The organism is Nocardia sp. CA-084685, assembly GCF_050955785.1.
GTDB lineage: Bacteria > Actinomycetota > Actinomycetes > Mycobacteriales > Mycobacteriaceae > Nocardia.
Map to the genome: position 1 here is coordinate 6,226,816 of NZ_CP192094.1, position 20,003 is coordinate 6,246,818.

The window sequence follows — 20,003 nt, forward strand, 5'->3', positions numbered from 1 at the left end:
CGCGCCTATCGCTTGCCGCTCGAGAACTTCGGCAACTTGCGCTTGCCACGCCCGTCCAGTGCGCGCATCAGTCCGGTCACCGCTCGCAACCGCGCTCGCGAGGCCGGGTACCACGCCAGCTCGCGCCTCATCGCCGGCCCGCGCGGCACCGTAATCGCTTGCTGGCGACAGTATTTCCGGATTCCGGCGGCACCACCCCACCGCGTGCCGACCCCGGAATCCTTCCAACCGCCCATCGGCAGCGCGAAGCTGAACAGATTCGCGAAGGCATCGTTGATATTGACCGCACCGGCTTCCAGTCGACGCGCCACCCGCTCGCCACGCTTGCGGTCTCCGGTCCACACCGTCGCCGAGAGTCCGTAGAGCGAATCATTGGCCAGGCGCACCGCCTCGTCCTCGTCGGCGACCTTCAGTACCGGAATGGTCGGGCCGAATGTCTCCTCGCTGATGCACGCCATCGAATGGTCCACATCCACCAGCACCGTCGGTTCGAAGAAGGTGCCGGCCCCGGTCGCCTTGCCGCCGACGGTGACCCGCGCGCCCGCGGCCACGGCCTGTTCGACGTGACGGGCCACGATATCGCGCTGCGCCTCGGTTGCCATCGCTCCGATATCGAAGCCGAATCCGCGCCGGTCGTGCCCCTGCCGCAGCGTGCGCACCTGTTCGGTCAGACTGGTCACGAACTCCTCGTACACCGGCGCCTCGACATACACCCGCTCGATCGACACACAGACCTGCCCGGAATTGAACAACCCGCCATAGGCGATGCCCGCCGCCGCCCGCTCTATATCGGCATCGGCGAGCACGATCGCCGGATCCTTACCGCCGAGTTCCAGGCTGTACGGGGTCAGGGTCGCGCCACAGGCGGCGGCGATCGCCTTACCGGTCTTGGTCGAGCCGGTGAACTGCACATAATCGACCGCCTCGACGACCGCGCGTCCGGTGTCCGCGCGCCAGCGCGACCGCACTCAACGGCGTGACCTCCGACGGCTTGACCAGCACCGCGGCACCGGCCATCAGGGCGGGCAGCGCATCGAAGCACACGTTGAGTAGCGGAAAGTTCCACGGCGTAATGATCCCGACGACCGGATGCGGTCGATAGGTCTTGACCAGGCGCTTGGTCCGGCCGAGCGGACTGTGCGGAGCCGGATGCTCGTCGCGCAGGAATTTCGCGGCATTGCGCGCCCAGTATTTGATCAGATTGACCGCGGCGGGCACCTCGATCTCCGCGTCGTAGCGGGTCTTGCCGGTTTCGGACTGGACCACATCGGTGAGCTCGTCGGAATTATCGAGTAGCCAATCCTGCATCCGGAACAACCATTCGGCGCGTTTTTCCGGACCGATCGCTTCCCATTCCGGCTGGAACAGGCGCAATTCGCGCACCGTCGCGGCCACCGCCGCACTCGATTCATCGGGCACCCGGCCGGTGACGCTGCCGTCGGCGGGATTGCGTACCTCGATCTCGACCTGCTGTTGCGCCGTGCTCATCCGGCTCACCTCCTACGCTGTCCCACCCTCCAGCGTGGCATTTCCGTCGGCGTGGTGCTGGGTGTTCCGATTTTCCTGCGATGGGGACGAAAGGATTGATACGTTCCGCCAAGAGCAAGACGGGATCGGCTTCGACGAGGATGCAGTTCAGTGTTCGATCGGGATCTACTGCGTAGTACCTCCAGCGTGCATGTGCTGATGCGATTGGCACAGGAACGCGGCATGTCGCCGCAGGACTGTCTCGAGGGCACGAAACTGGTGCCCGAGGCGGTGCGCGATCCCGACGCCGAGATCACGGCCCGCCAAGAGGTGCGCGTAGTGCGGAATCTGCTCGCGCGATTCGGCGCTGAACCCGGATTGGGTGTCGAGGCCGGGGACCGCTATCACTTATCGCTGTACGGGCCGTGGGGGCTGGCGCTGCTGAGCAGTCGCACGGTGCGTGAGGTGATCGAGGTTTCGTTGCGTTATGTCGATCTGGCCTTCGCATTCGGCGGGTTGACCTTCGAAGAGGGGCCGACCGAGTCGCGGCTCATCTTCGACGATTCGCAGATTCCGGAGGATGTGCGCACCTTCCTGACCGAGCGCGTCATCGCCGGCATCCAGTCCATCGGCCGGGAGCGGTTCTCCGCCGGGGTGCCCGCCACCCGGATCAGCTTCCGCCATCGGGCTCCGGCGGATACGACGCGATACCGCGCCGTCTTCGGTGTCGAGCCGGAATTCGGCGCGGAGGTCAACGAATTGGCCTTCGACAGTGCCTATCTCGATGCCATGCCGCCCCAAGCCAACGAATGGGCGCGCGAGACATGCGAGCAGCTGTGCCGCGATCTGCTCACCGCGCGCCGAGCCCGCACCGGCGTCGCCGGTTCGGTGCGTGATCTGCTGGTTCACAATCCGGGCGAGATTCCGGACCAACTCGCCATCGCCGCAGCACTTTTCATGAGTCCGCGCACACTGTCTCGCCGCCTGCGCGAAGAGGGCACCTCCTTCCGCAGCCTCCTCGACGAAGTCCGGCAGATGATGTCGGAGGAACTGCTCAACCACACCGACATGACCACCGAACAGGTCGCCGCCCGCCTCGGCTACGCCGAGGCCGCATCCTTCATCCGCGCCTTCCGCCGCTGGCAAGGCTGCCCACCCCAGGAATTCCGAGCCCGCGGCACCCTCGTCGGAACCAGGTGAACCCTCGACCATGCGACTGGTGGCAAATGTCGAGAGAGCACTTGCGTCATGGCATTCTTGGCTGACCAGCGTTGGTTTGGATGATGGCGACTAGCCAGGGGGTCAGGCCGGGGGCGAGGGTGTCGTAGAACGTGGTGTAGCCCGGGTCGGTCAGGTAGGTACTGGCGATGCAGATGTGCATGGCGGGGGTGCAGTCGAAGTAGATGTCGATGGAGGCGCGGTGGCGTTCGGCGAGGGCGTTGGCTTCGTCGCTGCCGGGGAGCACTCCCGCGCGGTAGGCCGCGGCCAGATCGGCGTTGAGTGCGTCGACGGAATCGGCGATCTGTTGCCAGTCCTCGGCGGTTCGGTCCGCGGCGCGTTCGGCGTACTGGGCCCACTGCTCGGTGTCACCCCAGCGGTCGTGGGCCTGCGCGGTCCAGTCGGGTTGCCAGTGCTCGCCGAAGATCGCTCCCTGTTCAGCGGCGGAGAGCAGGATTCCGGACTCTCTGGCTTCGATGATGCGGTCCATGCCATCCACCATCTGTTGCAGGCGGACGGCGCGCTCGCGGAGTTCGTCGCGCTGCCGGCGCAGCGATGACGTCGCATCGGTGGCAGGCGCATCCAGAACCGTTTTGATCTCATCGAGAGGTACGCCCAGCTCACGGTAGATGAGTACGCGATGGATGCGGGCGAGGTCCGCGCTCGTGTAGAGCCGGTATCCGGCGTCGGTCCGCTCGGTCGGGCACACGAGCTCGATCGCATCCCAATGGTGGAGCGTGCGGATCGTGACGCCCATTCGCGCGGCGGCCGCACCGACGGTGAGACCGGCATCAGCCTGATCAGTCACACCGTCCAGTTTGACAGGAACGCTCATGCCGGCGGCTCTCCGATCCCGATGGACCGCAAATTCTCGGCCTCGGCACTGTTCGGATCGTAGGGTCGCGCCGCCGTCATGATCACCCGGGTGTTGTCCGGCGTGCGGATCTCGAGATCGACGGTACTCCACGGCATCGGACGTGGCCCCGACGTGCAACCGGGCAGCAGCTGCTCGCATGCGGCCGCGATCTCGTCGAGCTGGCTCAGCACGCAGGCGAAGCTCACGCTCAGCTCGGTTGCCGCCCCGGACTGGTCAGCGGATATGAGCAGGACATCCTGGAATGCCCAGCGCCTCAGATGGGTGAGTCGGCCGGGAATGGAGAACAGGTCGAAGAAGCCGAGTCCGCGCGTCCAGAAGTCCACCGACACGGCCAGATCGGCCGTCGGCACCGTGACGAACATCGGCATCCCGTAGATGCCGCGGAAAAGTTCCGGAGCCACGGCATCGAGGGCGGGTACGGGAACCGGACTGATATCGAATGCTGGGTAGGTTTCGTTCACCGCCACATCGTCGAGCCTGACGTAACGTCAGGGTCAAATCACAGCCCACTACAGTTGGCGCGGAAGCTATTCAGTGAAAGTCGCTACGCCACACGGAAGAACACGTAATCGAACAGGGCCAGAATCCGGTCGATGCCGAACTCGTCGGGTTGGTCGAGCACCAAGCGCGCCGCGGTGTGGATGGTGCCCTGTACGACCTGCGCCAACACATCCGGATCCACGCCATCGGCGTCGGGCTGCTCCGCCAGCCACAGTCCCAGTGCCTGCCGCAGCGGTGCACGCAATTCGTCACGAGCCGCGGCGACCCGTTCCCGCAGTCCCGGCGGCACACCGTCGATCGGGAAGTACACCAGTCGCCAGGTGTCGGGCATCGCGCAGACCTCGGTGAGAAGGTGCCCGAGCATCGCGGGCAGCTGTTCCGGTGCGGCGGAATCGAAGTCGGGTGTCGTGTCCGTATCGGTGACCGAGCGGGCCACCGCCGCCGCCATGCGGGCGGTCTCGCGTTCGATCAGCGCCTCGAGCAGTTCGTCACGGCTGCCGAAGGAGTCGTAGACGACCGGTCTGGTCACCCCGCCGCGCTCGGCAACGGCGGCAATACCGACGCTGGTGAACCCCGCTTCCGCCACAAGGCGCAATGCCGCGTCGAGTAGTTGCTCGCGTCGGTCCGCGGGCTGTAGGCGCTTGGCATACTTGCGTTTAGATGGTGGAGGTGTCGATTGCCTATGGGGCGCTGCTTGTTTCGCGTCGACCATCGCTACTGCTCCCCGACTCCGGCGGCCGCGACTGCCCGGCGTGCCACCCAACGCAATGTCTTGGATACTGCCGCACGCCGATGCGCGCCGTCCGCGGCGAGCACCAGTCGGGCGCCGGTCTCGCTCGCACTGATCACCGCGTGGCTCAACAACTCCTCGTCCATCTCCTGCTCGGTGCGCGCGGCGATCAGCGCGAGCACCGCTCGACCGCGCGCCCGCAAGGCCGCACGGCCGCGGTCGACTCGCTCGTGCGCGGTGTCGGGCAGCCCCTCGCCGGACATGAGCACGAAACGCCAGCTCTGCGGTGCGGCCGAGACGAGATCGAGAAAGATATCGACGGCATCGGCCGAGATGTCCGCCGCGACCGAGGCCAGGTCCGCGCCCTCCTGGAAGACCGCAGTCGCCTCGGCGGCCATGGCCAGTACCCGCTCTTCCTCGCGAACGAGCAGTGCGGCGAATAGTTCGTCCCGATTACTGAATTCGGCGTACAAGCCGGGGCGCGTGACGCCCGCCGCTCGCGCGATCGCATGCATACTGGCCCCGGCGTAGCCCTCGCGCACGATCAGATCCCGTGCCGCATCGAGAATGTCGTCGCGTCGTGTTGACAATTACCCTCCAACGTCGGCTGACGGACGCCTGTTTCAGATTGCTTCCAGCGAGGTCAGTGTACGCATTCGACTCGCGCCCGCCGCGGATTCGACTTTCCCAGCTCACGCGAATCTCGTACGGCCACAAGGGTGTGCGTCGAATTTCGTTCCGTAGCATTCGGTGCGGCCCTGTGGCAGCGGCTGCCGATGGCGTCGAGCACACAGGCTGACCGCGTTCACAGCCGCCGCCGGGTAGCACCCCCACCGTGTCGACGAACGTCACCTACACCCCGCCGTGAGTGACCGCATCCCGAGACAGTCGAATTGCGGCCGAATGCGCCGGGCGTGCTGGCGGCCGCAAGGCGCTGATACCGCCACCCGTGGCATGCTCGTCTTATAGGCGATTCCGACCGGAAGGCGGGTGCGATGCCCGGACCTGTGCCATGACCGAGACCGTGTGGTACGCGTCGTACGGCTCGAATATGCATCTGAGCCGCCTACGCTGCTACCTCGCCGGCGGTATCCCCGACGGCGGCGCGATCACGCTGCCCGGCTGCCGGCACGGGGCCGAACCGCTGCGTTCAGTACCGCTCATGCTCCCCGGCCTGCAATATTTCGCCACCGAATCCCTGACCTGGACCGGCGGCCGAGCCTTCTATGATCCCGACGCCGCCGGTGCAACCGCCGCCCGCGCCCACCTGGTCACCATCGATCAGTTCTGCGATATCGCCGCCCAGGAGATGTACCGAACCCCCGGCACGGACTTGGACCTGGGCGAGGCAATCACCCACGGTCGCTCGACGCTCGGTCCCGGCCGATACGAAACCCTGGTCTGTAGCGGCACTTTCGACGGACGTCCGGTCCTCACGATTACCGCGCCTTGGCGCTATACCGACCTTCCCGGCAACCCGCCGTCGGCCGCCTACATACGCCACCTCGCCGCAGGCCTCACCGAATCCCACGCCTGGACGATCGAAGAGATCGCCACCTATATCGCCACCCGCCCCGGAGCGGACCTCGGCTGGTCCGCCGACACCATCGCCACACTGCTGGATCTTCAGTCCACGTGAATGGCTGGGGACACGATCGCGCCGTTGCGAGTCGCGCGGCTCAGCCGCCGAGGATCGAGGCGGCGGCGGCCTCCAGGGCCGTCACCACCCCGGCCAGCGAGCCTATGCCGACCACCGACTTGGCGATGGCATGCAAGGGCAGGGATTGGCTCGGCGGAAATTCACTGTGCCGTACCGCAATTCGCCTGCACACGAGTACGGCGGGTGTAAGAATCACCTGATGAGCCTGGGTGCGGGCAATACGTTGCTCGAACGGGATATGGGGCACCTGCGAATACTGGTGGCCTCGCCGCTCGGTCGGGTCATCGAGCCGGTACTGAAACAAGCATTCGCTGGTTCGACCATCGCGGTGGCCGTGGATCGCCAGTCCGTGCGCCGCGAGGTCGCGCACCAAGTCCGCTTCGATGTGGTGATCACCGACGTGATCTGGAACGATCCGGCACTGGAGTACGGTTTCGATGGGCTGGATGTGCTGGACATGCTTGGTTCGGCGCAACACCACGCCGCAGTACTGATGGCGGCGCAGGGGCACAGCATGGAGCGCGACCATCTGGACGAAGCACTGCTGAGGTCTTCGGAATTGGCCGGTTTCTACTCGAAATCCGCTGGCATCCCGGCCCTTTTGGAGGCGATTCGCCCGGCGGCGACCGGACGACGGCCCCATCTCGAGCCGCCGCCGGCCGCGCCGCCACCGCTGTATCGGCTTTTCCAGGGACAGCGCGGTGAGACCGCCGCACGGCTGGCCGGAGCCATTGCCGCGGGCCGCGCCGCCGACGCCGTCTCACTGGCCAAGGCCGCGCGGGTCGGTCTCAATACCGCCAATAAGGTGGCCAGCGTCTATATCGGGCCGATCGTGCTCGAACGCTGCGAGCACGATCCCGACTTACCGCTGACCGCCAATGCGATCTACCGGTGGTGCGGCGTGCACTCCCATTACCTGCTCAGCTGGTGCCGCCGCAACGGTCATGCGGACGTGCTCACGACTGACGCACCGAGCAACAGTTCGTCCAGATCCATCCGATAGCGACCAGACCGGTCCGACCCTGCTTTCGCAGCAGCTCGATCCGGCCGGTCATCCGTTCTGCCCGACAGCGCATATTCCGTTGCTGTCCTTGGGACCCCGGCCCTTGCGAATGTTGTCCGCGATGCGCAGGATTTCGTCGACGATCAGGTCGGGTTCGGTGAACATGATGAGGTGACCCGAGCGCGCGGCCTCGACCAGTCGGCCGTTGGGGAAGGCGGCGGCGGTGCGGCGGTGGGCGACGGTCAGTGCGATTCGGGTGGACTTGTCGAGTCGCGGAAGCTTCGTGCCGGTGATGACGCTGACATCCAGGGCACCGAGTGCGTGCGGCTGGTCGCGCAGGGTTCGCAGGCCTGCGCTGAATTGGTCCTGTTCGGCGATCATGGTGCGCGCGGCGCGCGGAGTGAAATCCTCGGCGCGGTGGTCAGCGGCGATATCGGCGGGCTGTTTACCGCCGATCCGGCTGCCGAGCAGACGGTAGAGGCCGGAGCGGGCGAGCTTGGGCAACAGGACGCGGGTCATCGCGTACCGCTTTTGCGCCGACGGCAGAAAATACAGTTCGCAGTTCTCGTCACTCTGATCGACCAGCACGATGCCCTGGATGCGGGCCGGATCCGCGGTCGCGGCGACACGGACAACGGGTCCGCCCCAGCTGTGACCGACGAGAATCAAGGGACCATCCCCCAATTCCGCCAGCACAGCGGCGAGGTCGTCGGCCATCCGGGTGAGGGTGCGTGGGTTCGGATCGTCATCGCTGCGGCCGGTCCCGGCGCGGTCGTAGACAACGGCGCGCATACGCTCGGCCACCACTGGCTGCACCAAGCCCCAGATCGAGCGGGAAAAACCCATGCCCGATTCGAAAACAACGGTCGGCCCACCAGTTCCGCGCACCATATAGTGCAGTCGACGGCCATCGGATGTGGTCGCGAATGCGCTCGTACCGAAGGTGTGCTCCTGCCCAAGGGCCTGTTCTGTCACTGTGCCCGACCTACCTTCTCACTCGCCCGTCGAGCCGCGGTGGCCCGATAACAGGACTAGACAACTTCGGTCGGCGGCGCAACAGGCTCGATTTCTCCGCCGCGGACCGGAGCCTGCGGCGGAGGTGCGAAACCGGTTGGTATCAGCTCAGTTTCAGCGAACGACCGATGATTTCCTTCATGATCTCGGTGGTGCCGCCGTAGATGGTCTGCACGCGAGCATCCATGTAGGCCTTGGCGATCGGGTATTCCTTCATGTAGCCGTAGCCGCCGTGCAGCTGCAGGCAACGGTCGATGAGATCGAGCTGCTCCTCGGTGCTCCACCATTTGGCCATGGCGGCGTCCTCGACCGACAGCTTGTCCGCGTTGAGGTCCTCGATGAAACGGTCGACCAGGACACGGACGGCGGTGGTCTTGGTGGCCAATTCGGCCAGCACGAACCGAGTGTTCTGTAGGGCGCCGATCGGCTTGCCGAAGGCCTTGCGATCGCGCACGTACTGGATGGTCATCTCCAGGCAGGCTTCCATGGCCGCGGCCGCCATGACGGCGATCGACATGCGTTCCTGCGGCAGGTTGTTCATCAGATGGATGAAGCCCATGCCCTCGGTGCCGAGCAGATTCTTACCAGGGACGCGGACATCGGTGAAGCTCAACTCGGCGGTGTCCTGCGCCTTGAGACCGAGCTTGTCGAGGTTGCGGCCGCGTTCGAAGCCGGGCATGCCGCGCTCCACGACAAGCAGGCTGAAGCCCATCGCGCCCTTGTCCGGATCGGTCTGGGCGACCACGATGACGATATCGGAGTTGATGCCGTTGGTGATAAAGGTCTTGGCGCCGTTGAGGATCCAGTCGTCGCCGTCGCGGACCGCACGAGTCTTGATGCCCTGGAGGTCGGAGCCGGTGCCCGGTTCGGTCATCGCGATGGCGGTAATGATCTCGCCGGAACAGAAACCGGGCAACCAGCGCTGTTTCTGCTCATCGTTGGCGAGTTCGAGCAGATAAGGCGCGATCACATCGTTGTGCAGGGCGAAGCCGAGGCCGGAGTACTGGCCACGCACCGACTCCTCGGCCACGATCGCGTTGTAGCGGAAGTCCTTGACCCCACCGCCGCCGTACTCCTCCGGCATGGCCATGCCGAGGAATCCCTGTTTACCGGCCTCGAGCCAGACCTCGCGGTCGACAATGCCCTGCTCTTCCCACTTCGCGTGATTCGGCGCGACGTGCTGATCGAGAAACTTGCGGAACGACTCCCGGAACAGCTCGTGTTCGGGCTCGAACAGTGTGCGCTCCACGCCAACCTCCTAGTAACCCCACGGCCGGTCCACACCGACCCGTCGTTCCCCCATACGTTACCCGCAACAAGAACCCCCGTTCACTTCCCACCCCAAAACCCCACCACCAAGGACACGCGCAGCGGCAAGCATGCGCTCATGGAGATTCGCTCTCTGCCTTTGCGTCCAGTCGGGCGGGCATGTCGAGTCCCTGAGCGAGGACGGGCCAGGAGGGGCCTTCAGCGCGTCCTCCCAGTAGCCCTAGGAGTGGTGCCGGTGGGTTGGAAATCGTAGGCGGCAGGGATGCCGAGTTGGTTCAGGCGGGTCTGCAGGCTGTGTGTGCAATAGTTGGTCGCGGCTTCGAGTGCGCCGCCGGCGGCGACGTGATCGACGAAGCCGCCAACGGCGGGCAGGGCGTGCGGGCCGTTCGGTGTGTGCCACTGGCCGGGGATGCCGGTGCCGTCGGAGATGAACAGGTTCAGGCCGCGCAGTTGGTCGGCGTGCACGTACGGGTCATTGCCGGCCCACATAGGATTGCCTTGCGGCCCATCCATATTCGCCGGATCACCGCCGCCCGCGGCGACCACGGTGTTGACGAAGTCGTCGCCGATCGAGTCGGAAATCTGCGCGCAACCGCTGTCGGCGGCCACCGGTTCCTAGAGGCCCGGCACGGCGATGGACAGTTGCGGTACGGAGGTGCCGCTGCAGCCATTCGGCCAAGCTATGGAGAGTTACTGGCAAATAATTGAGAGCGGACTCAGAACAGACTGCGCAGTCGACCGAACAGGGTGCGGCCAGGATCACGATCGCGCTCGCTGAACAGGAACTTCAGTTCCTCCTCCAGCTCCTTGCGCACTACGTCACGCAATTCCACTGCGGCGGCGTGCTTATCGGTCGCATCGCGCCACGGCGTCGGGTCGATGGGCGCACCGGCGGAGAAATAGAAGCGCTCGGGGCGCGGGATGCCGGTCGGGCCGACGCCGCGAATCAGCGGCGGGGTCAGGTCCCGGTTCAAGCCCAGCGCCTCGACGGCCCAGCGCAGCGGACGCATGACCGGATGGTCGCCGTCGAAAACGATGTCGTAGGCGTCATCGACGCCGATCATCGCCACGGGCACGATCGGCGCACCCGCCTCGATCGCCATATGCGCGAAGCCGGAGCGTCCCTCCCACTTGAGGACGTACTTCTCGTTCTTGCGGCGCACCGCTTCTCGACCGCCACCCGGAAATACGATGACGGCCTCGCCGCGGGCCAACAGCGCCAAGCAGTTGCGACGGTTGCCGCGTACCGTGCCGAAGTGGTGCAGCAGCTGACGGATGCCGGGCACATTGATGAGCACATTCTCGGCCAGGCCGCGGATCAGTCGCCCACGCCTGCGCAGCACCTCGGGCAGCAACAGTGGAGCGTCGATACCGCCCATCAGATTATGGTTGCCGACCAGCAGCACCGGCCCCTGCGCCGGAATGTTCTCCAGACCGTAGAACCGCGGACTCGTCCACGCACGCAACGGCGCGAGTAGGGTGTCGAGCACCCGAATATCGGTATCGGTGAGCGAAACCGACAGTGGCGCACCGTCACTCAGCACGGGGGCGGCAAGGGACGAATCACCGGACTGCCGATCACCCGAATCGGCCGCACCGGAGTGGTCATGCGACATTTAACCCTCCTGATGTCGATTCGATGACGATAGCGCAACGAATTCGCCTGTGTCGCACCGGATGTGCCGAGCATCGACTACCGACCGCCCGGTTCGCGAATGCGTCGGACCGCCTACGGCGCGCGGTAACCGCGATCAGCGATTGCCCGCCGGTTCTTACGGCCCACGAGTCGAGGACACATCGGCGCACACTCCGATCAACGGCATCGGGCGCGGCGGCGGACGCCCTCGTTCGCTCGAAGTGACCGTCGATAACGACTCGACGGCCGCGCGTGACCACAGCCCATTATGCGGACCCATCGGCTTCGGGCGAACCGGTGCCGCTCGTCTCGGACGATCCGCCGGCATGCGCGTACTGCGACAGCGCCGCCGCCAGCGCGTGCGGAACGCGGGCATGCACCCGAGTGCCGCCCTCTTCGTGCTCGGAGCTGGTAATGCGACCGTCCGCATGGATGCGGGCGAGCAGATCGCCACGGGTGTAGGGCAGCAGCACACTGATTTCGACATCGAGACCGCCGAGCACCTCGGCGAGACGCTCGCGCAGTTCGGTGATGCCGGTGCCGCTGTGCGCCGAGACGTAGGAGGCGTCGGGCAGCATCCCGCGCAGTCGAGTGAGCTCGACCGGGTCGACCGCATCGATCTTGTTGACCACCAACAGTTCCGGCGGCGCCGATGCCCCCGATTGCTTGATCACATCGGTGATCACCTCGCGGACCGCCTTGATCTGCTCGGCGGGCAGCGCGTCCGAACCGTCGACGACGTGCAGCAACAGGTCCGCGCCGGTCACCTCCTCCAGGGTGGACCGGAAGGCTTCGACCAGCTGGGTCGGCAAATGCCGCACGAATCCGACGGTATCGGTGAAGACGACCTCGCGGCCGTCGTCCAGTTCAGCGCGGCGGGTGGTCGGATCGAGGGTCGCGAACAGTGCGTCCTGGACCAGCAGACCCGCACCGGTCAGCGCGTTCATCAGGCTGGATTTGCCCGCATTGGTGTATCCGACGATGGCGACCGACGGGATACCGCTGGAGGTGCGACGCGCCCGTTTGGTATCGCGTGCGGTCTTCATTTCGCGAATCTCACGGCGCAACTTGGCCATTCGCTCGCGAATGCGACGACGGTCGGTTTCGATCTTGGTCTCCCCGGGACCACGCAAACCCACACCGCCGCCGTTGCCGCCCGCGCGACCACCGGCCTGCCGCGACATGGACTCACCCCAACCGCGCAGTCGCGGCAGCATATATTCCATCTGGGCCAGCGATACCTGAGCCTTACCCTCGCTGGAGGTGGCGTGCTGGGCGAAGATATCCAGGATCAGTGCGGTTCGGTCGATCACCTTGACCTTGACGACCTTCTCCAGCGCGGTCAGCTGCGCCGGGGTCAGTTCACCGTCGCAGATCACGGTATCGGCACCGGTTTCCAGTACCACGGCCCGCAGCTCGTCGGCCTTGCCGGAACCGATATAGGTGGCCGGATCCGGCTTGTCACGACGCTGGATCAGTCCCTCGAGCACCTCAGAACCCGCGGTTTCGGCGAGTGCGGCCAGTTCGGCCATGCTCGCCTCGGCCTGTGTGGCGGTGCCAGTGGTCCAGACCCCGACCAGCACGACCCGCTCCAGTCGCAGCTGCCGGTACTCGACCTCGGTGATATCGGTGAGCTCGGTGGATAGACCCGCGACACGCCGCAGCGAGGAACGCTCGTCGAGCTGCATCTCGCCGACTGTCGGGTCGGCGGTCCACCCGGACCGCCGCATCCGCGCGGCGTGCTCGGCGACTACATCGCCGGTGTCTTCCGTCGTGTCCTCGACGGCCTCGACGTGGTCGTTGTCGTCGGCGGCCGGAGTGAATTCATAAGTCTTCGATTTCGTCATACACCATCCATGCTGCCACGAGTGCCGACCGATGCGCATTCGGTTATTCCTGGACACGGCCGAGCCGGGTCATCATGTCGTCGCGCCGACGACGACTCTCAGCTCCCTGAAAGCGACAACCACCAGTCTTCGGCGATCCGCCCGGTCGCGACGAGCACCGACGGTCCGCGCAACCAGGCCACACCCTCGGCGAGGCGGACGCTGACCTCACCCCCGAGCACACGCACACGAACCTCGCCGGTATCGGTGGCGATGTGGAAACCATCTGCGGCCAAGGCGGCCGCCGCAGCGGCGACGGTCCCGGTTCCGCAGGAACGGGTTTCGCCGACGCCGCGTTCGTAGACGCGCATATCGACCGCACCCTCTTCCAGTCCGGTCAGAATCTCGACGTTCACGCCCTGTGGGAACAGGTCCGGGTCGAAACCGGGTGCGACGGTGAGATCGAGTTTGGCGAGCGCGTCTGCCGACATACTGGCATCGACGCAGGCCAGGTGCGGATTGCCGACATCGATGCCGATGCCGGGTAGCGCCCAGCCACCGATGGTCGCGGTCGAGGAACCGAGCTCCCGAACAATGCCCATCCCCACGGTGACCTCGCCATTGGCGGGGCCTCCGGAATGCACCGTGACCGGACGCGCCCCTGCGCGACTGCCGACGACGTACTCCGTTCTCGATTCGAGCCCCTTCGCCGCCAGGTAGTGCGCGAAAACCCGCACCCCGTTGCCGCACATCTCGGCGATCGAGCCGTCGGCATTGCGGTAGTCCATGAACCAGTCGGTTTCGGCGATGTCCTGGGGAATCTCGGTGAGCACACCCGCGTCCCGCAGCGCACCCGCGCGCGCCACCCGCAGCACGCCGTCCGCGCCGAGTCCGCGGCGACGATCACACAGCGCGGCGACCCGGTCCGGCGTCAGGTCCAGCCGAACCTCCGGATCGGGCAGCACCACGAAATCGTTCTCGGTGCCGTGGCCCTTGGTGAATTCGATATCCGACACGTCGCGCATTCTCCCTGCTTATCGTCCTCGAACCAACGTACGGCGCTGCCGCGAAATTTCGTACAACGCGACCGCGGCGGCCGAGGGCGCACCGAGCGAGCTGGCGGTTCCACCCATCGGGATATAGACCATATCGTCACAGGCCGCCTGCCAGGCCGCGCTCATGCCGCTGGTCTCATTACCGACGACGAGAATCGTCGCCTCGGCGAAGTCGTAGTCGAAGACCGCGTCCGCGCCGTTCTCATCGGTGCCGACAACGCGGGTCGAGATGCCGCGCTGGATCTGCCGGTCACGGAATTCGAGCACCTGCGCGGGCCCGGCGGCGCGCAAGACCGGCATGGCGAACAGCGAACCGGTGGATGCGCGCACCGCCTGCGGGTCGTATTGGTCGGCACCGTGACCGGTCACAATGATTCCACTGGCACCGAACGCGTCGGCGGAGCGGATGAGCGTACCGAGATTGCCCGGCGAGTTGGGCCGATCGAAAACCACCACGACAGGGGGTGCGCCATCACCGGGTTCGCCGGGTTCGAAGGTGTCGAGCTCGGGTTGTCTGGAAATCGCGACGGCTACCAATTCCGGTATGGCGCTGGACTTTTCGCCGAGTTCGGCCATCAGCTCCGGCACCAGACCGACCTGGGGCACGCCGCTGGTCTCCAGCAGTTCGCGGGCCCAACCCGACAGCTCCGGCGCGCCGAGACGATAGAGCATCGTCTCCAACGGCCAGTCGTTGACGATCGCCTGGGTGATCGGGCGCACGCCCTGCACGAGGAAGCGGCCGTCGCGGTGCCGCTTTGTCCGGTTGTTCAGGTACGCCTGCCACACCTGGACCGAGGCATTGCGGGTACTCACACGACGTGTCACTGCGGGATCCGTTCCTTCTCGAGCAGGGACAACGCGGTCGCGACCAGATCGGGATCGGCGCCGTCCACCCACCGCACCCTGGGATCGCGGCGGAACCACGAGCGCTGCCGGCGGACATAGCGTCGGGTGCCGATCAGGGTGCGTTCCTGCGCGTGGTTCAGGTCGTATTCGTTGTCCAGATACGACAGGACTTGTGCGTAGCCGATCGCCCGGCGCGCCGTAACACCCTCGCGCAGACCCATATCGATCAGTCCGCGCACCTCGTCGACCAAACCACCCTCGAACATCAGCGCGGTGCGGCGTTCGATGCGCTCGTCGAGTTCGGCGGTATCGCGGTCCACACCGATGATCACGGTGTTCCAGCGCGGTTTTCCGATAACGGGTGCCGAGGCCGCGAACGGGCGGCCGGTGAGTTCGACGACTTCGAGCGCGCGCACCATGCGACGGCCATCGGTCGCCAGGATGGTCGCGGCGGCAGCCGGATCGGCCGCTTTCAATGCCTCGTGCACCGCACCGACACCGCGCTCGGCAAGCAATGCCTCCCAGCGCGCGCGCACCGTCGGATCGGTGGCCGGAAATTCCCAATCATCGAGTAGCGCTTGGACATACATCATCGAACCGCCGACGATGATCGGCGTGCGGCCACGCGCCATGATCTCGCGCACATCGACGCTGGCCGCGGCCTGATACGCGGCAACGGTAGCGGTTTCGGTCACCGCGAGGACATCGAGCTGGTGGTGCGGGATATCCCGACGTTCGGCCGGCCGGAGTTTCGCGGTGCCGACATCCATACCGCGATAGAGTTGCATCGCGTCGATATTCACGATTTCGCCGCCGAGTCGCTCGGCAAGGTCGAGAGCGAGATCGGATTTGCCGGTGGCGGTGGGACCGACGACGGCGATCGGTGTCAGCACCGATCACCTCCCGATGCGCGCCAGACGCTCACCTGATATCCGACGCCGAAAGGGGCGTCGCGGTACAAGGTTTCGACAGATGGTGCGACCGGATCCGCGGCGAACAGTCCGGCAAGCACCTGAAAGGCCGCGCGACCGGACAGCACCAGTTCGGCGCACAAGCCCGGATCCAGGGCGAGCAGTGCCGCGGTATCGCCTTCGGCCAGTGCACGGTCCAGTTCGCGCTGTACGTCGGCGGCGCGCTCGTCGAGGTATCCCGGAGCCTTCAGTGTCAGCGTCGCCGCGCCGTCCGCGACGACGAGCACGCCGGCCTGCTCGGGCGAATCGTCCAGGGCGGTACGCAACTGCGCGCCGATCCTGGCGCACTCGTCAGCGGGGGTGTTGGCGGCGACGAGGGTTGTCGCGGCCACCGCATCCGGTGCGACCTGACCACGCAACCACCCGGCGATCAGGGCGGGCAGCGGCTGCTGCGGATCCGCCGCGGCGGGGGTGTGTCGCGATCGCGACAGTGCGTCCGCCGAAAGCCCGACCTGCACGTCCGCGCCGAAACCGCGGAAGGTGCCGGCCGCGTCCGGTCCGAGGACCTGCGCTGCCGAGCCCACACCGACGACGGTCCAGTGCCGAGTCGTCGCGGCCAACGCGCCGACAGCGGTGAGTGCGGCCGCCCGCAACATCGCACTCGCGTCATCGGAATCCGACCCGGCCGCGTGCGCGAGGGTGCCGCAGAGTTCGGGCACCAGGATCGGCGGCGACGGGACCAGAGCCGCAATGGAGAACACGCCGTAACCGTAGTCGTTCGCCGAATGCGCGATCGACAGCACCACCGCGGCTCCGCAACGTCGGGGTTCGAGTGTCTCTGCCGCAAACTCGGCCGAGATTGATAGTGTTCGAGGTGCTACAACCCAGGTCATCACGGGTTGATTTCCCTGGGAATCATCAGTCGGAGGGCATTGATCGATGGTTTACAGGGCTCGGACCGGGTTCAATGGAGTGAGCTAGGGCGTAACCAGGCAGCCGTGACGCGCGGCAGGGACGAGGAGCAATGAGCGAGAGCAACGGAACGGCGAAAGCGACCCCCGGCAGCGCGCCGCGCCCCTCGGATTCCCCGAAGGCCGCCGTGCCTAAACCATCCGCCGCCCCGAAACCAGCCGCGACCCCCAAACCGGGCGGGTCGGCGGCCCACCCCAAGCCACATGCGGTCAAACCGGCCCCGGGTCCGGCCGCACAGCAGCATCCGCATCCCGTCGTCGTCCCGACCGTCAGCGATCCGAGTGCGTGGGGTCGCGTCGATGACGACGGCACCGCGTGGGTGAAGACCGCCGAGGGCGAGCGCATCGTCGGCTCCTGGCAGGCCGGTGACGCCGCCGAGGGCTTGGCGCATTTCGGCCGTCGGTTCGACGATCTGGCCACCGAGGTGGCGCTGCTCGAGGCCCGTCTGGCCGCCGGGGCTGATGCCCGCAAGACCAAAGCGGCCGCGGTCGCCATTGCCGAATCGCTGCCCACTGCGTCGGTCATCGGCGATGTCGAGGGACTGGCGCGGCGACTACAGGCCATCGCCGAACACTCCGAAGAGGCGGCCGCGCACGCCAAGGAGGAGAAGGAAAAGGCCAGGCACGAGCACACCGAGCGCAAGGAAGCGCTGTGTGCCGAGGCGGAGAAGATCGCCACCGAATCCACACAGTGGAAGGCCGCTGGCGATCGGCTGCGCCAAATTCTGGACGAATGGAAGTCCATCCGCGGGGTGGACCGCAAGGTCGACGACGCACTGTGGAAGCGCTACTCCAAGGCACGCGAGGCGTTCAACCGTCGCCGCGGCGCACACTTCGCCGAACTCGATCGCGAACGCGCGGCCGCCAAGTCGCGCAAGGAAGAACTCTGCGTGCGCGCCGAGGAATTGTCCGGCTCCACCGACTGGGTCGGCACGGCCGGTGTGTTCCGCGATCTGCTCGCCGAATGGAAGGCGGCGGGGCGGGCGCCACGCGAGGCGGACGAGGCCCTGTGGCGGCGTTTCAAGAGCGCCCAGGACGTCTTCTTCGCCGCACGCAATGCCGCCGTCTCCGAGCGCGACGCCGAATTCGAGCACAACGCGGCCGCCAAGGAAGAACTGCTGCGTGCCTACCAGCACATCGATCCGGCCACCGGTCTGGACGCCGCCCGCGCCGCGCTGCGCGAACTCCAGGACAAATGGGACACGATCGGCAAGGTCCCGCGCGAACGCATCCAGGAACTCGAAGGCAAACTCCGCACCATCGAAAAGCGCGTTCGTGACGCGGTCGACGCCCAATGGCGCCGCACCGATCCAGAGGCCATGGCCCGCGCCGCCCAATTCCGTGAACGCGTCGCTCAATTCGAGGAGCAAGCCGCCAAAGCAACCGCGGCAGGCAATAAGCGCGATGCGGAGAAGGCGCTCGAGCAGGCCAAACAGTGGCGCGAGTGGGCCGAGGCCGCGGAAGGTGCGGTCAGCAACCGCTGATCCGGTAGCGCCGGGCGCGCTGATGCGAACGGCATCGGCGCAAGCGATTCGTCATCACACAAGGTTTTCGTCATGAAATCCGGTAGGGATCAGCCGTTTCGGCTAGGGACATGCCGTGTCCAGTCCGCCCGCTGGGCGGTGGCAGGACACCGTCGGCGACCCCAGGTCCGCCGTCGACCAGGATCGGTTCCAGGCGGGCGTGGTCGATGAACCATTCCAGGTGTCGCAGGTTGGGCACCGCCGCGGTGATCGGTGCGTGCAGCGCCGGTGCACAGTGTGCCGAGACGTCCAAGCCATGGGCGGCGGCGAGGGCGGCGCATTCGAAGAATCCGCTGTAGCCGCCGCATCGGGTCACGTCGAGTTGCAGGCAATCCACGCCGCCGATGAGCTGCGCGGCGTCATAGCGGGTGTAGATGTATTCACCGGCGGCCACATCGGAGCGCACCGCGTCGCGCACTCGCCGCATCCCGGCTGGGTCGTCGCTGGTGACCGGTTCCTCGAACCAAATCACACCGAGCCGGTCGAGCTCGGCGCCGACACTGCGCGCCTGCCCGACCGTATACCCACCATTGGCGTCGACCATCAGGCGAGCGCGCCCGCCCAGCAGGTCGGTGGCCTTCGCGACACGTGCGAGATCGCGGTCGGTCGCGCAGCCCCGATCCTGACCGATCTTGATCTTCACGAGAGAACACCCCGCCGCGAGCCAATCCGCGATCTGCTCGGCGAGTTCGCCGTCCGCGAGACTGGTGAAGCCGCCCGACCCGTACACCGGGGTGGCCGGCCGCGCGGAACCGAAGAGTTCCGACAGCGGCACTCGCAACAGTCTGGCCTCGAGATCCCACAGCGCGATGTCGACCGCACTCAACGCATGCGCCACCACCGCTGTGGTGCCGATATTGCGGCAAGCGCGCCGCAGGGCCGTGCGGCAGCCGGGAATGTCCAACGGTGAGCGTCCCCGCAGAACGGGCGCCAGATCGTGCGTGATGACCGCGGCGGCCGCGGGGCTGCTGTAGGTCCAGCCGAGCCCGTGTTCACCGCTCGCGGTCAGGTCGACCGCGACGGCTGTCGTGGCGTCCCAAGTCAGAGTGCCGTCCGCCTCGGGCTCGGGTGTCGGGAACTTGTACGCGGTGACCGCCACCGGTTCCTCGATCCGCACATCCCCGGCGATCATGCGAGGCCGCCGGCGGTGGCGCCTGAGAGCAGTTCGGCAGCGGGTCGTGGTAGGGCGGCGGGGACAAGGTGGCGGATCGGGGTGCGGCGGCTTGCGTAATTCGCCACGGCCACACGCGGTGCCGAGGCAGGCCGCGCAGTATTTCCGCTGGGGTGAGCCGGTGCGCCGTCACGGGCGGCCGACAGCCGCAGCCTCACCAACCGTCCAGCGGCGGCGAGGCCGGGCTGGTTTGCGTAGTGGTTGAGCGCGCCGACGAGATCGGGCAGGACCCGACGCTCGGTCGGCGCATGCAACATCCTCGCCCGGCTGGCACCCGGAATATCCGTACCCCACACGACGAATGCTGTCATTGCCTCTGGGAGTA

General features: G+C 66.5%; 20 protein-coding genes and 1 pseudogene. 4 read left to right on the plus strand and 17 right to left on the minus strand.

From position 1 onward, the window contains the following. Positions 1-5: 5 nt before the first annotated feature. Positions 6-1,488 (minus strand): annotated as a pseudogene (locus tag ACQP2U_RS27695) (aldehyde dehydrogenase family protein). 150 nt (positions 1,489-1,638) lie between these two features. Between ACQP2U_RS27695 and ACQP2U_RS27700 the strand changes: the two are divergent. Beyond that, entirely contained in the window at positions 1,639-2,667 is a 1,029-nt protein-coding gene (locus ACQP2U_RS27700; RefSeq protein WP_433710140.1) for an AraC family transcriptional regulator, read from the plus strand. Positions 2,668-2,713: 46 nt separating this feature from the next. Here the strand turns inward: ACQP2U_RS27700 and ACQP2U_RS27705 are convergent, their stop codons facing one another. The 4 genes from ACQP2U_RS27705 to ACQP2U_RS27720 form a co-directional block, all read right to left on the minus strand. Then, a complete protein-coding gene (locus tag ACQP2U_RS27705; RefSeq protein ID WP_433710141.1) occupies positions 2,714-3,493 on the minus strand; it encodes a MerR family transcriptional regulator in 780 nt (259 codons plus the stop codon). A gap of 23 nt (positions 3,494-3,516) precedes the next feature. Further along, positions 3,517-4,023, minus strand: a complete 507-nt coding sequence (locus tag ACQP2U_RS27710) for a VOC family protein (RefSeq protein WP_433710142.1) — start codon at positions 4,021-4,023, stop codon at positions 3,517-3,519. An 83-nt stretch (positions 4,024-4,106) separates the two neighbouring features. Next, positions 4,107-4,775, minus strand: a complete 669-nt coding sequence (locus tag ACQP2U_RS27715) for a TetR/AcrR family transcriptional regulator (RefSeq protein WP_433710143.1) — start codon at positions 4,773-4,775, stop codon at positions 4,107-4,109. Positions 4,776-4,777: 2 nt separating this feature from the next. Then, the gene (locus tag ACQP2U_RS27720; protein ID WP_433710144.1) at positions 4,778-5,383 is read right to left on the minus strand and encodes a helix-turn-helix domain-containing protein; all 606 of its coding nucleotides are present in this window, start codon (positions 5,381-5,383) and stop codon (positions 4,778-4,780) included. Positions 5,384-5,805: 422 nt separating this feature from the next. On the opposite strand from ACQP2U_RS27720, the gene ACQP2U_RS27725 reads away from it, so the two are divergent. Continuing rightward, positions 5,806-6,432, plus strand: a complete 627-nt coding sequence (locus ACQP2U_RS27725; RefSeq protein WP_433710145.1) for a histone deacetylase — start codon at positions 5,806-5,808, stop codon at positions 6,430-6,432. Between the two features lie 40 nt (positions 6,433-6,472). Here ACQP2U_RS27725 and ACQP2U_RS27730 read toward each other — a convergent pair whose 3' ends face one another. Continuing rightward, complete coding sequence (locus ACQP2U_RS27730) at positions 6,473-6,649, minus strand: hypothetical protein (RefSeq protein ID WP_433710146.1); 177 nt, start codon at positions 6,647-6,649, stop codon at positions 6,473-6,475. Positions 6,650-6,652: 3 nt separating this feature from the next. On the opposite strand from ACQP2U_RS27730, the gene ACQP2U_RS27735 reads away from it, so the two are divergent. Next, positions 6,653-7,456, plus strand: coding sequence for a response regulator (locus tag ACQP2U_RS27735; protein WP_433710147.1), 804 nt, complete (start codon positions 6,653-6,655; stop codon positions 7,454-7,456). A 48-nt stretch (positions 7,457-7,504) separates the two neighbouring features. Here ACQP2U_RS27735 and ACQP2U_RS27740 read toward each other — a convergent pair whose 3' ends face one another. From ACQP2U_RS27740 to ACQP2U_RS27780, 9 genes are all read right to left on the minus strand, one after another. Continuing rightward, positions 7,505-8,431 carry an alpha/beta fold hydrolase gene (locus tag ACQP2U_RS27740; protein WP_433710148.1) on the minus strand — a complete coding sequence of 309 codons (927 nt, stop codon included), beginning with the start codon at positions 8,429-8,431 and terminating at the stop codon, positions 7,505-7,507. 142 nt (positions 8,432-8,573) lie between these two features. Further along, positions 8,574-9,719, minus strand: coding sequence for an acyl-CoA dehydrogenase family protein (locus ACQP2U_RS27745; protein ID WP_397028373.1), 1,146 nt, complete (start codon positions 9,717-9,719; stop codon positions 8,574-8,576). 218 nt (positions 9,720-9,937) lie between these two features. After that, positions 9,938-10,348, minus strand: coding sequence for a hypothetical protein (locus tag ACQP2U_RS27750; RefSeq protein WP_433710149.1), 411 nt, complete (start codon positions 10,346-10,348; stop codon positions 9,938-9,940). 107 nt (positions 10,349-10,455) lie between these two features. Next, positions 10,456-11,355: a lysophospholipid acyltransferase family protein gene (locus tag ACQP2U_RS27755; protein ID WP_397028371.1), complete on the minus strand. Its 900-nt coding sequence runs from the start codon at positions 11,353-11,355 to the stop codon at positions 10,456-10,458. A gap of 286 nt (positions 11,356-11,641) precedes the next feature. After that, positions 11,642-13,105: a GTPase HflX gene (hflX, locus tag ACQP2U_RS27760; protein WP_433716601.1), complete on the minus strand. Its 1,464-nt coding sequence runs from the start codon at positions 13,103-13,105 to the stop codon at positions 11,642-11,644. A 215-nt stretch (positions 13,106-13,320) separates the two neighbouring features. Next, positions 13,321-14,208, minus strand: a complete 888-nt coding sequence (dapF, locus tag ACQP2U_RS27765) for a diaminopimelate epimerase (RefSeq protein WP_433716602.1) — start codon at positions 14,206-14,208, stop codon at positions 13,321-13,323. 27 nt (positions 14,209-14,235) lie between these two features. Continuing rightward, positions 14,236-15,081 carry a TrmH family RNA methyltransferase gene (locus ACQP2U_RS27770; RefSeq protein WP_433710150.1) on the minus strand — a complete coding sequence of 282 codons (846 nt, stop codon included), beginning with the start codon at positions 15,079-15,081 and terminating at the stop codon, positions 14,236-14,238. Next, on the minus strand, positions 15,078-15,995 hold the full coding sequence (gene miaA / locus ACQP2U_RS27775) for a tRNA (adenosine(37)-N6)-dimethylallyltransferase MiaA (RefSeq protein ID WP_397028367.1): 918 nt from the start codon (positions 15,993-15,995) through the stop codon (positions 15,078-15,080). Before miaA ends, ACQP2U_RS27770 begins: the two co-directional genes overlap by 4 nt. Further along, positions 15,989-16,819, minus strand: a complete 831-nt coding sequence (locus ACQP2U_RS27780; protein ID WP_433710151.1) for a class III extradiol dioxygenase subunit B-like domain-containing protein — start codon at positions 16,817-16,819, stop codon at positions 15,989-15,991. Before ACQP2U_RS27780 ends, miaA begins: the two co-directional genes overlap by 7 nt. Before the next feature lie 218 nt (positions 16,820-17,037). On the opposite strand from ACQP2U_RS27780, the gene ACQP2U_RS27785 reads away from it, so the two are divergent. Next, positions 17,038-18,468: a DUF349 domain-containing protein gene (locus ACQP2U_RS27785; RefSeq protein ID WP_433710152.1), complete on the plus strand. Its 1,431-nt coding sequence runs from the start codon at positions 17,038-17,040 to the stop codon at positions 18,466-18,468. Between the two features lie 70 nt (positions 18,469-18,538). Here the strand turns inward: ACQP2U_RS27785 and ACQP2U_RS27790 are convergent, their stop codons facing one another. After that, on the minus strand, positions 18,539-19,639 hold the full coding sequence (locus ACQP2U_RS27790; RefSeq protein ID WP_433710153.1) for an enolase C-terminal domain-like protein: 1,101 nt from the start codon (positions 19,637-19,639) through the stop codon (positions 18,539-18,541). After that, positions 19,636-19,989, minus strand: coding sequence for a hypothetical protein (locus ACQP2U_RS27795; RefSeq protein WP_433710154.1), 354 nt, complete (start codon positions 19,987-19,989; stop codon positions 19,636-19,638). The genes ACQP2U_RS27790 and ACQP2U_RS27795 overlap by 4 nt, the downstream gene beginning before the upstream one ends. Between the last annotated feature and the right edge of the window lie 14 nt (positions 19,990-20,003).